This is a genomic window from Streptomyces sp. NPDC047971 (assembly GCF_040653355.1).
Taxonomy (GTDB): Bacteria; Actinomycetota; Actinomycetes; order Streptomycetales; family Streptomycetaceae; genus Streptomyces.
Genome location: NZ_JBEZNW010000005.1, coordinates 109455 through 123224, shown reverse-complemented (window position 1 = coordinate 123224; position 13770 = coordinate 109455). Strand labels below are relative to the sequence as shown.

At 72.5% G+C, this 13770-nt stretch carries 15 protein-coding genes; 2 read left to right on the top strand and 13 right to left on the bottom strand.

The annotated features are described in order from the left end of the window. Nucleotides 1–24: 24 nt before the first annotated feature. The 3 genes from hsaD to hsaA (AB0D99_RS07290) form a co-directional block, all read right to left on the bottom strand. On the bottom strand, nucleotides 25–894 hold the full coding sequence (gene hsaD, locus AB0D99_RS07300; protein WP_362357909.1) for a 4,5:9,10-diseco-3-hydroxy-5,9,17-trioxoandrosta-1(10),2-diene-4-oate hydrolase: 870 nt from the start codon (nucleotides 892–894) through the stop codon (nucleotides 25–27). Between the two features lie 12 nt (nucleotides 895–906). Further along, the gene (gene hsaA, locus AB0D99_RS07295) at nucleotides 907–2073 is read right to left on the bottom strand and encodes a 3-hydroxy-9,10-secoandrosta-1,3,5(10)-triene-9,17-dione monooxygenase oxygenase subunit (protein WP_362357906.1); all 1167 of its coding nucleotides are present in this window, start codon (nucleotides 2071–2073) and stop codon (nucleotides 907–909) included. Between the two features lie 116 nt (nucleotides 2074–2189). After that, nucleotides 2190–3359 (bottom strand): 3-hydroxy-9,10-secoandrosta-1,3,5(10)-triene-9,17-dione monooxygenase oxygenase subunit, encoded by a 1170-nt coding sequence (hsaA, locus tag AB0D99_RS07290; RefSeq protein WP_362357904.1) that lies wholly within the window; start codon nucleotides 3357–3359, stop codon nucleotides 2190–2192. 181 nt (nucleotides 3360–3540) lie between these two features. Here hsaA (AB0D99_RS07290) and AB0D99_RS07285 point away from each other — a divergent pair, with 181 nt between their 5' ends. After that, complete coding sequence (locus AB0D99_RS07285; RefSeq protein ID WP_362357902.1) at nucleotides 3541–4422, top strand: IclR family transcriptional regulator; 882 nt, start codon at nucleotides 3541–3543, stop codon at nucleotides 4420–4422. On the opposite strand, the gene AB0D99_RS07280 is transcribed toward AB0D99_RS07285, so the two are convergent. From AB0D99_RS07280 to AB0D99_RS07235, 10 genes are all read right to left on the bottom strand, one after another. After that, nucleotides 4406–4852 carry an SRPBCC family protein gene (locus AB0D99_RS07280; protein ID WP_362357900.1) on the bottom strand — a complete coding sequence of 149 codons (447 nt, stop codon included), beginning with the start codon at nucleotides 4850–4852 and terminating at the stop codon, nucleotides 4406–4408. The two genes, AB0D99_RS07285 and AB0D99_RS07280, sit on opposite strands and share 17 nt — an antisense overlap. A 66-nt stretch (nucleotides 4853–4918) precedes the next feature. Continuing rightward, a complete protein-coding gene (locus AB0D99_RS07275; RefSeq protein WP_362357898.1) occupies nucleotides 4919–5695 on the bottom strand; it encodes an SDR family oxidoreductase in 777 nt (258 codons plus the stop codon). Nucleotides 5696–5708: 13 nt separating this feature from the next. After that, the gene (locus AB0D99_RS07270) at nucleotides 5709–6755 is read right to left on the bottom strand and encodes a ferredoxin--NADP reductase (protein ID WP_362357896.1); all 1047 of its coding nucleotides are present in this window, start codon (nucleotides 6753–6755) and stop codon (nucleotides 5709–5711) included. Further along, complete coding sequence (locus tag AB0D99_RS07265; protein WP_362357894.1) at nucleotides 6748–7032, bottom strand: hypothetical protein; 285 nt, start codon at nucleotides 7030–7032, stop codon at nucleotides 6748–6750. Before AB0D99_RS07265 ends, AB0D99_RS07270 begins: the two co-directional genes overlap by 8 nt. 1 nt (nucleotide 7033) lies before the next feature. Then, a complete protein-coding gene (locus AB0D99_RS07260) occupies nucleotides 7034–8188 on the bottom strand; it encodes a Rieske 2Fe-2S domain-containing protein (protein WP_362357892.1) in 1155 nt (384 codons plus the stop codon). 24 nt (nucleotides 8189–8212) lie between these two features. Further along, complete coding sequence (dmpG, locus tag AB0D99_RS07255; RefSeq protein ID WP_362357890.1) at nucleotides 8213–9235, bottom strand: 4-hydroxy-2-oxovalerate aldolase; 1023 nt, start codon at nucleotides 9233–9235, stop codon at nucleotides 8213–8215. A gap of 11 nt (nucleotides 9236–9246) precedes the next feature. Continuing rightward, a complete protein-coding gene (locus AB0D99_RS07250) occupies nucleotides 9247–10158 on the bottom strand; it encodes an acetaldehyde dehydrogenase (acetylating) (protein WP_362357887.1) in 912 nt (303 codons plus the stop codon). Nucleotides 10159–10165: 7 nt separating this feature from the next. Further along, nucleotides 10166–10948 (bottom strand): 2-keto-4-pentenoate hydratase, encoded by a 783-nt coding sequence (locus AB0D99_RS07245; protein WP_362357885.1) that lies wholly within the window; start codon nucleotides 10946–10948, stop codon nucleotides 10166–10168. A gap of 224 nt (nucleotides 10949–11172) precedes the next feature. Continuing rightward, entirely contained in the window at nucleotides 11173–12084 is a 912-nt protein-coding gene (locus AB0D99_RS07240) for an SDR family oxidoreductase (protein ID WP_362357883.1), read from the bottom strand. Nucleotides 12085–12118: 34 nt separating this feature from the next. Beyond that, nucleotides 12119–12895 (bottom strand): SDR family oxidoreductase, encoded by a 777-nt coding sequence (locus AB0D99_RS07235; RefSeq protein WP_362357881.1) that lies wholly within the window; start codon nucleotides 12893–12895, stop codon nucleotides 12119–12121. 78 nt (nucleotides 12896–12973) lie between these two features. Here AB0D99_RS07235 and AB0D99_RS07230 point away from each other — a divergent pair, with 78 nt between their 5' ends. Further along, nucleotides 12974–13762, top strand: coding sequence for an enoyl-CoA hydratase family protein (locus AB0D99_RS07230; protein ID WP_362357878.1), 789 nt, complete (start codon nucleotides 12974–12976; stop codon nucleotides 13760–13762). The last annotated feature ends 8 nt before the right edge of the window (nucleotides 13763–13770 follow it).

Below are 13770 nucleotides of genomic sequence, written 5' to 3'. Positions count from 1 at the left end.
GTCGTGACGAAGGGTCGAGGGAGGTCAGTGGGAGAAGAAGTCGACGGCGAGGCGGTTGAACTCCTCGGCCTGCTCGGTCTGGGCCCAGTGCCCGCAGTGCGGGAAGACGTGCAGCCGGGCGTCGGGGATCGTCCTGAGCGCGACCAGGGCGCCGTCGAGGGGGTTGACGCGGTCCTCGCGGCCCCAGGTGAGCAGCACGGGCTGCGTGATCCGGTGGGCCTCGCGCCAGAGCATCACGTCCTCGGCCCAGGCCGGGTCGGCGAAGGAGGCCGCCATCCGGGCGTTGCCGAGCCGGGTGTCGGGGTCGGTGGCGGAGGCCCACCGCTCCTCGACCAGTTCGTCGGTGACGACCGACTGGTCGTAGGCCATGACGCCGAGGAAGGCGCGCAGTTGCTCCTTGGTCGGCTCGGGTGCGGCGCTGAACTCGAAGAGCCGCTTGATGCCCTCGGTCGGGTCGGGGGCGAAGAGGTTGACGGACACCCCGCCGGGGCCCATCAGGAGGAGCTTGGCGACCTTGTCCGGGTGGTTCAGGGCCATGCGGACGGCGGTGCCGCCGCCCAGGGAGTTTCCCAGGACGTGCGCCCGGTCGATGCCGAGTTCGGTCATCAGGGCGGCGACGGCGTCGGCGCTGAAGCTGAAGTAGTCCTTGTCGAGCTCCGGTTTGTCCGAGCGGCCGTAGCACGGTTGGTCGACGAGGAGGGTACGGAAGTGCTCGGCGAAGAAGGGGAGGTTGCGGCCGAAGTTGCTCCAGCCGGAGGCACCGGGGCCGCCCCCGTGGAGCATGATCACGACGGGTGCTTCCGGCCGGCCGGCGGGTGCGGCCTCGTGGTAGTGGAGGGTGAGTCCCGCCGCCTTGACGGTGCGGGAGGTCGACTCGTAGGTGCGCTCTGCCATCTGCGGCGCCTCTCAGGCCATGGTGTCTTGGATGTCGATGCCGAGTGCGCTCTGCCCGTACATGACGAGTGCGCGCTCGGGGTCGTTGGCGGCGTGGCCGCGGCCGGTGTGGGCGTCGCGCCAGGCGCGCTGGACGGGGCCGGGACCGGTGCGCATGGCGTTGCCGCCGGAGTTCTCCATCAGCAGGTCGACCGCCGCGACCGCGCGTTCGGTGGCGAGCACCTGGTCGCGGCGGGTGCGGGTGCGCAGCTCCATCGGGATCTCCTCGCCGCGCCCGGCGAGGGCGTACATCTCGCCCATGTTGCGGGTGAGTTGCAGCCAGCTCGCGTCGATGTCGCCGGCGGCGCGGGCGATGCGGACCTGCGCGAAGGGGTCCTCGGCGACCTTCTGTCCGTAGGAGACGCGGATCCGCTGCCGGGTGGCCTCGGTGTGGGCGTCGAAGGCGCCTTCGGCGATGCCGACGATGGGGGTGGAGATGGTGGTGGTGAAGACCCCGGCATAGGGCAGCCGGTACAGCGGCTCGGGGTTGAGTGCGTGGCCGGGCACGTCCAGGGCGGTGACCGGGCCGAAGCTCAGGGCGCGGTGCTCGGGGACGAAGACGTCCTCGACGACGATGTCGTTGCTGCCGGTGCCCCGCAGGCCGACGGTGTCCCAGACGTCGTCGACGCGGTAGTCGGCACGCGGGATGAGGAAGGTGCGCATGTCGACCGGGTGGCCCTTGTCGTCGGTGACGAGGCAGCCGAGGAGCGCCCATCGGGTGTGGTCGCAGCCGGAGGAGAAGTGCCACCGGCCGGAGAGCCGGAAGCCGCCGGCCGCCGCGGTGGCCTTGCCGGTGGGGGCGTACGAGGAGGCGATGCGCGTCTTGGGGTCCTGGCCCCACACCTCCTGCTGGGCGCGGGGGTCGAAGAGGGCGACGTGCCAGGGGTGGACGCCGACCACGGAGGCGACCCAGCCGGTCGAGCCGCACGCCTTCGCGATCTCCTTGACCGCCGTGTAGAAGAGCACCGGGTCGGCCGCGCTGCCGCCGAACGCCTTGGGCTGGAGCAGCTGGAAGAAGCCGGTGTCCTCGATCTCCTTGACGGAGGTGTCGGGCACCCGGCGCAGCGTCTCGGCCTCGGCCGCCCGCTCGCGCAGGGCGGGGGCCAACTCTCGGATCGCTGCCAGGACGTCATCGGCCATGGGGCATCCCCTTTCGGGTCGTGGTGGGGGAATGCCAGGACCGTACGGCGTGCCGAACGGCGGTGAAATGCGCTGCTCCCACTGAGCGGGAACCCCGCCCGGGAGCGGTGTCCGGCTCAGAGCATGGGGTCGTGGACGTCCATGCCGAGGGCGTCCTTGGCGTAGAGGACCAGCGCCCGGTCGATGTCGTTGGCCGCTTGGCCGCGGCCGGTCTGCAGGTCTCGCCAGGCGCGCTGCAGGACGTCGGCGCCGGCCCGCAGCGGCCCGCGGCCGGAGTTCTCCATGAGCAGGTCGACGGCGCTGAGGGCGCGTTCGGTGGCGAGGGCCTGGTCCCGGCGGGTGCGGGCGCGCAGTTCGGTCGGGATCTCCGCTCCCCCGCGCGCGGTCGTGTACAGCTCGGCCATGTTGCGGCCGAGCTGCAGGCGGGCGGCGTCGATGTCGCCGGCGGCGCGGGCGAGGCGCACCTGGGCGAAGGGGTCCTCGGCGGCGCGTCGGCCCGGGGACGCCCGCACGCTCTCGCGGGCGGCGGCGAGGTGGTCCTCGTAGGCGCCCTCGGCGATCCCGACCATCGCGGTCGAGACGGCGGTGGTGAAGACGGCGGCGTACGGCAGCCGGTACAGCGGCTCGGGGTTGAGCTCGTGCCCGGGACAGCGCAGTGTGGTGACCGGGCCGTAGCCGAGCGTCCGGTGGGCGGGGACGAAGGCGTCCTCGACGACGATGTCGTTGCTGCCGCTGCCCCGCAGGCCGACGGTGTCCCAGACGTCGTCGACGCGGTAGTCGGCGCGCGGCACCAGGAAGGTCCGCATGTCGACCGGCCTGCCGTCGCCGTCGGCGACGAGGCCGCCGAGCAGGGCCCACTGCGCGTGGTCGCAGCCCGCGGAGAAGTGCCACCGGCCGGAGAGCCGGAAGCCGCCGTCGGCGTGCGCGACCTCCCCGGTGGGGGCGTGGGAGGAGCAGATCCGGGCGGTGCCGTCCGCTCCCCAGACCTCGTCCTGGGCCCGGGGGTCGAGCTGGGCGACGTACCAGGGGTGGACGCCGAGGACGGAGGCCGCCCAGCCGGTGGAGCCGCAGGCTTTGGCGATCTCGTGGACGGCCGTGTAGAAGACGGCCGGATCGGCGGCGAGTCCGCCGTACGCCCTGGGCTGGAGGAGCCGGAAGAAGCCGGCGTCCGCCAGCTCCTTCACGGTGGCGTCGGGAAGGCGCCGCAGCGCCTCGGCCTCGGCCGCCCGCTCGCGCAGGGCGGGGGCGAGGGCACGGACCGCCCCGAGGACGTCGTCGTCGCGCATGGGCGTCCCTCCCGGATTCCGGTCTCGTCGTGCCATGACGAGAGGGAACCTACGCGTTACTGTTCCGAGACGGAACTCCCTCTTCCCACCGCCTGTCATCCTCTGGCAATCTCCACGCAATACCGGAGATTACGGACCCGACCGGCGTCAGTCGGCCGGGCTGTCCGTGTGGGAGGTGCCGATGACGACCCGTGCCGCCGAGGCTGTCGAGGCCGGGATGCCGCCTCTGTCCCTGCTGGAGAAGGCGGCGAAGGTGTTGAGCGCCTTCGAGAGCGCGGGGCCCCGGCTGACGCTCACCGAGGTCGTGCAGCGCTCGGGCATCCGCAGGTCCTCGGCGCACCGCATCCTCGATCAGCTGGTGCAGCTCCGCTGGCTGGAGCGCGAGGGGCGTGACTACCGGCTGGGCATGGGCATGCTGGAGCTGGGTGCCATGGCCTCGCACCACAACAGGCTGCGCAGGGCGGCACTGCCGCATCTGCACGCGCTGCACGAGTCCACCGGGCATCTGGTGCACCTGACCGTGCTCGACGGCTCCGAGGTGGTCTATCTGGAGCGGATCGGCGGATCGGACGACTCCGGTGTGCCGTCGCGGACGGGCGGGCGGCAGCCGGCCTACTGCACCGCGTCGGGCAAGGCGATCCTGGCCTTCAGCGACGCCCCTCTGGTGGAGCAGGTGATACGGGACGGGCTGCGGCCGCGTACGCCGCGGACCATCACCCGCCCCGAGACCTTCCGCCGGGAGCTGGCGTCGACGAGGGAACGGGGTGTCGCCTTCGACCACGAGGAGGGATACCGGGGCGTCTTCTGCGTCGCCGCCCCTTTGCGGGGCGCGGGCCGGGCCGTCGCCGCGATCTCCGTCTGCGGCCATGGTGTCCACCGCGAGATGGAACGGCTCGCCCCGGCCGTGCGCGGCTGCGCACGGTCGGTGTGGCAGTCGCTGTTCGGTCCGGGGCGGCAGTCGGAGAAGCGGGCTCAGACGGTCGGTGCGGGCGCGGCTCCGGAGGCTCCGCAGCCTTCGATGGACAACATGATGGCCTGGCTCCGCGTCAGCGACTGGATGTGAAACGAGCCCGCAGGGCGGCGAGGCCGGTGTCGTAGGTGCCGTCCCCGAAGAGGGCCTCGACCCGCGGCACCACGTCGTCCGCGCTCCGGTAGGCGGCCGACCAGGTCACCTCGGCCCCCTCGGGGTGAGGACGCACCGCGAGCGTCGCGACGTAGTCGTGGACCGGGAGCACGACCGGGTCGAGGAGGGTGTAGCGGTACGAGCGGGAGCCCGCGTCGCTGTGGAGCAGGCGCTCCCTGGCGACGGTCCTGCCGTCGAGCGTGAAGACCCGTACGGTGCCGGGGACTTCGGGGTCGCCCCCGTCCTCCAGGGTGCACGGCGGCAGGTGCGGGTGCCAGCCGGCGGGAGCGCCGAAGTCACCGATGGCCGCCCACACGGCGTCGGGCGTGGCCGCGAGCACGGTGGAGCGTTCGAGCGAACGGGACGTCATGACGGTCTCCTCCGTACGGGGTGCTGGTGCGGGTGCGTCGCCGGGTGTCCGGCCTCGTGCCGTCGGTCACCAGGTGCGGTCGCCGCGCAGGACCGCGTCGGCGCCCCCGTCGGCGAAGACGACCTGACCGGTCACGAGCGTGTTCTCGGGCGAGGCCAGCCACGCGATGAGCGGGGCGATCTGCTCGGGGCGGGCGTGGCCGTGCAGCGGCATGGGCACGCTCCGCTCGACGAGGGCCCGCGTCTCCGGGTCGTCGAGCAGGGGCCGGGTCAGGGGCGTGACGACCACGCCGGGGGCCACCGCGTTGAGCGGCACGCCCGCGCCCGCCCAGTCGTCGGTGGCGGCGGCCCGCCGGACCCATCGGGAGATCGCCGCCTTGGAGGAGGAGTAGACGAGGTGTCCCTCGCCGCGGTCGACCGCGGCCCGGGCGGCGGCTTCCGCCGCCGCCTCGTCGCCGGCGAGCGCGGCGTCCACGATCGCGGGGTCCGTCGGGTGCACGGAGTCGATCGATCCGACGACCACGGCCCGTGGCGCGGTGCCGGCGGCGAGCAGGGGCCGCAGCCCGTCGAGCGTGGCCACGGCGCCGAAGTGGTTGACCTTGATGGTGAGCGGGTCGAAGTGCGCGACGCCCGCGCAGGAGACGACGGCGTCGAGGCGGGCGCCGGTCAGCTCCCCGGCCCGGGCGACGAGTTCGGCCCGGCCTTCGGCCGTGGACAGGTCGGCGCGGATGTCGCCCTCGTGGAGGTCGGCGCGGATGACGGTGTGGCCCCGCCGCGCCAGGAGGGCCGCGGTGGCTTCGCCGATGCCGGAGGCGGCTCCGGTGACCAGGCAGGTTCGGGACATGATGGGTTCCTCGTCAGGTGTAGGTGATCTCGACCCGGTCGCTGAGGGGGAGGGTCTGGCATGCCAGGACGTATCCCTCGGCGATGTCCTGGTCGTCCAGGACGTCGTTGCGGAGCATGGTGACCTCGCCCGTCACGACCCGGCAGGCGCAGGCGCTGCAGGCTCCCTCGCGGCAGGAGTACGGGGCGTCCACGCCCGCGGCCAGGAGCGCGTCGAGCAGTGGTGCCGTCGGCGGCCAGGCCACCGTGTGGGTCTCGCCGTCGAGCTCGACCTCGGCCGTGGCGTCGTCCCCGGTCTCCGTGGACGACGGCACCGCCGGGGCGTCGAAGACGTCGGCGCCGAGGGAGAAGAACCGTTCCCGGTGGATCCGGTCGCCGGGCGCGCCCAGGGTGCGCAGGGCCTGTTCGACGGCGTCCATGAGCGGCTGCGGACCGCAGACGAACGCCTCGCGGTCGGCGTAGGGAGCGAGTGCGGCGGTCAGCAGGTCCTCGGCGGGCAGGCCCTGGAGCGACTCCAGCCAGTGGACGACGAGCAGCCGGTCCGGGTGGACCTGGGCCAGCATCCGCAGTTCGTCGCGGAAGACGACCGAGGACTCGTCGCGGTTGGCGTAGAACAGCGTCACCCTGCCCCGGCCCGCGGCAAGGGCCGACTTGGCGATCGAGAGGACCGGGGTGATCCCGCTCCCTCCGGCGACGAGCAGCAGGTCGCCGTCGAGGGAGGCCGGGGTGAAGGTGCCGGCCGGAGGCAGCACCTCCAGCGCGTCCCCCGCCGCCAGGTGGTCGCAGACCCAGTTGGAGCCGTGTCCGCCGGCGACCCGTTTGACGGTGATCTTCAAGGGCTCGCCGGTATGCGGTGAGCTGGCCAGGGAGTAGCAGCGGGCGGCCGGCCCGCCGTCCGCCCCGGGCAGCTTGAGGGTGAGGAACTGCCCGGGGCGGTACGTGAAGCGGTCCGCGCTCTCCGGTGGCGCCTGGAGCACCAGGGAGCGCGCGTCGGCCGTCTCGGCGATGACCTCGACGACGCGCAGCCGGTGGGTGCGGACCCCGGTCGTGGGCTCAGGCATCGGCGTCCTCCGGTGTTCCGGAGAGCGGTCCCGACCCCAGGGTCGCGGACTCCAGGGTGCCGACCCTCAGGGTTCCGTCCTCGACCGCGCGGTCGATGCTCGCCCGCAGGGCCCTGCAGGTCCGCATCCGGGCGGTGGTCCCGCCCTGTGCCACCCGGTCCCGGAACTCCGCGCAGGCGACGGCCGCGTCCGCGGTCCACTGCACGGAGGTGTGGGCGATGCTGAACTTCTCGCACAGGACCTGGTTGCCGCAGGTCGCGCACTCCACCGCTCGCATGTCAGGCTCCGACTTCCGTCTCCGCCGCGCGGCGGGCCAGGTTCTCCTCGACCTCCGCGCGCCATGCCGTGTTGGCGCGCTGGGTGTCGATCTCGAACTCGAAGCGGCGGGTCATCTCGTCCTTGACGTCGGCGACATCGACGTAGAACTGCTCGTACCAGCGCCGCAGTTGGTAGACCGGACCGTCCTCCTCGGTGAGCAGGGGGTTGTCGATGCGGGTCTTGTTCCGCCAGATCTCCACGTCCTGCTCGAAGCCGACGGTGGCGCCCTCGGCGGTGAGCCGTGCGGCGTCGGCGGCCTGCTCGTCCGTCATCCCGGGCAGCCGCCTCACGATCGCTCCGTACTGGAGCAGGAAGCTGTCGGCGTCGATCGGGTAGTGGCAGTTGATCAGGACGATCTCCATCTCGGCGCCGCCGCCGACGTCGCTGTAGAGGTGGTCGATCATGTAGGAGGGGCCGTAGTAGGAGGCGTCGGACCGCAGGCGGCCGGAGCTCAGGGTGCCCAGCTCCATGTCTCCGCGCGGGCTGCTCTCCATGTACTGGGTGGCGACGTGGCCCTCGAAGACGTTCTTGAAGTACTCCGGGAAGGCGTAGTGGACGTAGTAGAAGTGCGCCATGTCGACGACGTTGTCCACGATCTCGCGGCAGTTGGCGCCTTCGACCCGGAGGGTCTTCCAGGTCCAGTCGCTCCACTGGTCGGCGTCCGGGCCGTGGACGCCGGCGATCTCGGGGACGGTGACCTCGGGGGGCGGCGGGTTGCCCTCGGGGTCGTTCCAGACGAAGAGCTGCCTGTTCCGCTCCAGGGAGATCCAGGCGCGGGTCCTGGCGCGGGGCGGGACCCGGCGGGCGTAGGGGACGCCGGCACAGCGGCCGTTGCCCGACCAGCGCCAGTCGTGGAACGGGCAGGCGACGGTGTCGCCCTTGACGCTGCCCTGGGCGAGGTTGCCGCCCATGTGCGGGCAGTAGGCGTTCAGGACGTGCAGTTGCCCGTCGTCCTGCCCCTGGAAGACCACCAGCTTGGTGCCGAAGGCTTCGATCTCGTGCGGCTTCCCGTCCTTGAAGCCGTCGGCGAGGCCGAGGCAGTGCCAGCCGCGGGCGAAGCGCGCCGGCGGCCTGCCCGTCTCGATGACCCTGACCTCGTCGTTGAGAGCAGTCATCTCGTCCCTCCTCTTTCTGTGGGTTCAGTTCTGTGCGGCGAGTTCCACGGCGATGTCGATGAGCTGGTCCTCCTGGCCGCCGACCAGGCGGCGTTCGCCCGCGCGCAGGAGGATCTCGGCGCCGGAGACGCCGTAGCGCTCGGCCTGCCGGTAGGCGTGCTTGAGGAAGCTGGAGTAGACGCCGGCGTGGCCCATCAGGAGGGCGAGCCGGTCGAGTCGGCACTCGTCGTCCATGACCGGGCGGACCACGTCCTCGGCAGCATCGATGATCTTCAGCACGTCGATGCCGGTACGGATGCCCATCTTGGCGCAGACGGCGACCAGGGCCTCCACGGCGGTGTTGCCGGCGCCGGCGCCGAGTCGGCGGGTGGAGCCGTCGATCTGCAGGGCCCCGGCCTTGATGGCGGCGATGGAGTTGCCGGTGCCCAGAGCGAGGTTCTCGTGTCCGTGGAAGCCGACCTGGGCGTCCGCGCCGAGCTCGGTCACCAGGGCCTCGACCCGGGCGGTGACGTCGTCCATGACCATGGCGCCGGCGGAGTCGACCACGTACACGCACTGGCAGCCGGCGTCCGCCATGACGCGGCCCTGCCGGGCCAGCTTCTCGGGTGTCGTGGAGTGGGCCATCATCAGGAAGCCGACGGTCTCCAGACCCATCTCCCGGGCGAGCCCGAAGTGCTGGTCGGCGATGTCGGCCTCGGTGCAGTGGGTGGCGATGCGGCAGATGCTCGCGCCGTTGCCGTGGGCGGCCCTGATGTCGTCCTTGACGCCGAGTCCGGGGAGCATGAGGAAGGCGATCCGCGCCCGCCGCGCGGTGTCCACGGCGACCTTGATCAGTTCCTGTTCGGGCGTCCTGGAGAAGCCGTAGTTGAACGAGGAGCCGCCGAGGCCGTCGCCGTGCGTCACCTCGATCACCGGGACGCCGGCGGAGTCGAGGGCGGCGACGACGGATTGTACGTCGTCGGCGGTGAACTGGTGCCGTGTGGCGTGCGAGCCGTCCCGCAGCGAGGAGTCGGTGACGCGGATGTCGAGGGTGTCCGAGTAGGGCATGGGTGTGCTCCTTACGCGCCCGGGGCGAGGAGCGCCTTGGCGAACTCCTCGCCGACCTTGGTGGCGGCGGCGGTCATGATGTCGAGGTTTCCGGCGTAGGGCGGGAGGTAGTCGCCCGCGCCCTCCACCTCCAGGAAGATCGCGACGCGCGCCATCCCGCCGTTCTCGGGGCTCGGATCGTCGAACTGCGGTTCGGCGCGCAGCCGGTAGCCGGGCACGTAGGCGGCGACCTGGTCCGCGGTCTCCTTGACGGAGAGGGCGATGGCGGCCCGGTCCGCGTCCTCGGGAACGGCGCAGAAGACGGTGTCGCGCATGATGACGGGCGGCTCGGCCGGGTTGAGGATGATGATCGCCTTGCCGCGCTCGGCGCCGCCGATGGTCTCGATGCCGCGCGAGGTGGTGCGGGTGAACTCGTCGATGTTCGCGCGGGTGCCGGGGCCCGCCGACACGGAGGCCACCGAGGCGACGATCTCCGCGTACGGCACGGGGACGACGCGCGAGACCGCGTACACCATGGGGATGGTGGCCTGTCCGCCGCAGGTGATCATGTTGACGTTGGGCCGGTCGAGGTGTTCATGGAGGTTGGCCGGCGGGACGACGGCGGGGCCGACCGCGGCGGGAGTCAGGTCGACGGCCTTGATGCCGAGTTCGGCGTAGCGCGGGGCGTTGGCCCGGTGGACGTGGGCGCTGGTGGCCTCGAAGACGATGTCGGGCTTCTCGTCCTGCGCGAGCAGCCAGTCGACTCCTTCGTGGCTGGCCTCCAGGCCCGCTCGGGCGGCGCGGGCGAGACCCTCGCTGTCGGGGTCCACGCCGATCATCCAGCGGGGCTCGACGTACGCGGAGCGCTGGAGTTTGTGGAGCAGGTCGGTCCCGATGTTGCCGGATCCGACGATGGCGGCGGTCGCCTTGGTCCTGATGGTCATCATCACCTCAGATGAACGAGAGGGAGACCGAGCCCAGACCGGTGAACTCGGCGGTGAAGGTGGCCCCTGCCCTGACGTCGACGGCCCGGGTGCACGAGCCGGGCAGCACCACGTGTCCCTTCTTCAGGGGCACGCCGAAGCGGGCGACGGTACGGGCGAGCCAGGCGACGGAGACGGCCGGATCACCGAGCACGGCGTCGCTGCGCCCCTCGGCGAGGAGTTCGCCGTCGCCGGTCAGCCGGGCGTCGATCGCCGTGAGGTCGAGCTCGCGGGGGTCCCGGCCCTCCCCGATGACGTATCCGGCGGAGGAGGCGTTGTCCGCGATGGTGTCGGCGATGGTGATCCGCCAGTCGCGGATCCTGCTGTCGATCAGCTCCAGTGCGGGCACGACGCGCTCGGTGGCGGCGAGGACGTCCGCCGGGGTGCAGGTCTCGCCCGGCAGGTCGTCGCCGAGGACGAAGCCGACCTCGACCTCGACGCGCGGGTGGCAGTAGCGGGCGACGGGGACGGGTACCTCGGGCCGCAGCTCCATGTCGTGGAGCAGATGGCCGTAGTCCGGTTCGTCGACGCCCATCATCCGCTGCATGACCGGCGACGAGAGGCCGACCTTGTGTCCGTGCACCCGCGCCCCGGCGGCGAGACGGTGCCGGACGTTGACGAGCTGGATCTCGTACGCGTCCTCGGTTCCGATGCCGGGGAACGCCTCGGTCAGCGGGGCGATCGGCGTGACACCGTGTTCGGCGGAGCGCAACAGCTCGGCCGCCTCGTCTCTCTGGCGGTCCGTGAGCATGGCGGGTCCCTCCTGCGGGGGGTCGGGGCTGTCCGGCGAGGCTAGGCCGGTGCCGGTGACCCCGGGGAGCGCCCGTTCCCGGTGAGCGGGAAACGCCGCCGGGGGCCCGTCGCGAGGCGGGGGCCGCGGCGATGCCGCCGGGCCGTGCCCGGGTGGTCACCCCGAAACCGGCGCGCCCCCACCCCCGCGACACGGGGGTGGGGGCGCGGGGTGCGCGGGACGGGTCAGCGGGCCCCGTACACCGGCTGCGGCGGCTCGGACTCCGCGAGCAGCTTCAGTGCCGTCTCCCCGGCCTCCGCCGGGGTCCAGCGGGCCCCCTTGTCCGCCGTCGGGCCGGGGCGCCAGCCCTCCATGACGGTGATGCGGCCGGCCTCGGCCTCGAAGACGCGTCCCGTGACCCCGACCGAGGCGGCTGAGCCCAGCCAGACGACGAGGGGGGAGACGTTCTCCGGGGCCATCGCGTCGAAGCCGGCCCCTTCGGGGGCGGCCATGGTCTCGGCGAAGGTCCGCTCGGTCATCCGGGTGCGGGCGGCGGGGGCGATCGCGTTGACCTGGACGCCGTAGCGGGCCGCCTCGGCGGAGGCGACCTGCGTCAGGCCGACGATCCCCGCCTTGGCGGCGGCGTAGTTGCCCTGGCCGACGCTGCCCAGCAGGCCCGCGCCGGAGCTGGTGTTGACCACGCGCGCCTCGGGCGTGCGGCCGGCCTTGGCCTCCGTCCGCCAGTGCGCGAGGGCATGCCTGAGGGGAAGGAAGTGGCCCTTGAGGTGGACGCGCATGACGGCGTCCCAGTCGTCCTCGTCGAGGTTGACGAGCATGCGGTCGCGCAGGAAGCCGGCGTTGTTGACCAGGGTGTCCAGGCGGCCGAAGGCGTCGAGCGCCGTGGCCACGAGCGACTCGGCGCCGGCCGTCGTCGCGATGTCGCCGCCGTGGGCGACCGCCTCTCCCCCGGCCGCCGTGATCTCGTCGACGACCTGCTGGGCGGGTCCTCCGCCTCCTCCGGTCCCGTCCAGGCCGACTCCGAGGTCGTTCACGACGACCTTGGCTCCCTCAGCGGCGAAGGCGAGCGCGTGTGCCCGGCCGAGACCTCGGCCCGCGCCGGTGACGATCACTACCCGTCCGTCGCACAGTCCTGTCATGGTCGATTCCTTTCGTCGAGCGATGAGTGGGTCGTCAGTGGTTCGCCGTCGCCGCGTCGAGGAACGCGGGGCGTTCCCCGCCCCCGTGCACGGGAAGGCTGGCGCCGCTGATGTAGGCGGCGCGGTCGGAGGCGAGGAAGACGCAGGCGTCGCCGATGTCGGAGGGCTCGGCGAGCCGGCCGAGCGGGACGGTGCGTCCGACGGCGGCGATGCCGTCCTCGTCCCCGTAGTGCAGGTGGGAGAGTTCGGTGCGCACCATGCCGAGGACGAGCGTGTTGACCCGCACCCGCGGCGCCCATTCCACCGCCATGGACCGGGCGAGGTTCTCCAGGCCCGCCTTGGCGGCTCCGTACGCGGCGCTGCCGGGTGAGGGGCGGGTGCCGCTGACGCTGCCGACCATGATGACGACCCCTCCCCCCTCCTGATGGCGCATCACCTCGTACGCGGCGAGGGAGGCGGTCAGCGGGGCGATCAGGTTCAGCTCCAGGACCCGGGCGTGCCGTTCGGCCTCTCCGTCGCCGAGCAGCCGGAACGGGGTGCCTCCGGCGTTGTTGACCAGGACGTCCAGCCGCCCGTGGTCGGCTCGCACCCGGTCGAAGAGGTCCGTGACGGCCGCCGGGTCGCGCAGGTCGACGGGGAGGAATCCGGCCGTGCGGCCTGCTGCCTCGACGGGCTGGTCGGGGGGCCTGCGGGCGCAGGTCACGACCTCCGCGCCGGCTTCGAGCAGAGCCCTGGTGATCCCGGCGCCGACGCCCCGTGTGCCGCCGGTGACGACGGCGACGGAGCCCGACAGATCGATGGTGACTGCCAATGGACACCTCCCGCAGCGTGCGAACCGCTGCTATCTTCCACCTAACAAACGTTTGGTGGAAAGGTAGCTGATCTGCTCATGGGTGTCTCCACCTCCGCCCCGGACGACGGCGTCGCCGTCGTCACCGTCGGTTTCCCACCCGTCAACGCCCTCCCCGTACAGGGCTGGTACGACCTCGCCGCCGCGGTACGGGCCGCGGGCGCCGACCCCGAGGTGCGCTGCGTCGTGCTCACCGCCGAGGGCCGCGGCTTCAACGCCGGCGTCGACATCAAGGAGATCCAGCGCGCGACCGGGCACGATGCCCTCATCGGCGCCAACCGGGGCTGCTACGAGGCCTTCGCCGCGGTCTACGACTGCGAGGTGCCGGTGATCGCCGCCGTGCACGGCTTCTGCCTCGGCGGCGGCATCGGCCTGGTCGGCAACGCCGACGCGATCGTCGCCTCCGAGGACGCGACCTTCGGCCTGCCCGAGCTGGACCGGGGGGCGCTCGGCGCGGCCACCCACCTGGCCAGGCTGGTCCCCCAGCAGCTGATGCGGGCCCTGTACTACACCTCGCGCACCGTCACCGCCGAGGAGTTGCACCGGCACGGCTCGGTGTGGCGGGTCGTCCCGCGCGAGCGGCTGCTCGACGCGGCGCTGGAACTGGCCCGCGAGATCGCCGCCAAGGACGGGCAGCTGATCCGGCTCGCCAAGGCCGCGATCAACGGGATCGATCCGGTCGACGTCCGTCGGAGCTACCGCTTCGAGCAGGGATTCACCTTCGAGGCCAACCTCAGCGGTGTCGCCGACCGGGTCCGCGACACCTTCGGCAAGGACGGCGCGGCCGGCGGGCGCGCCGCCCTCGACACGGACAAGGAGCAGTCGTGAGCAGGGAC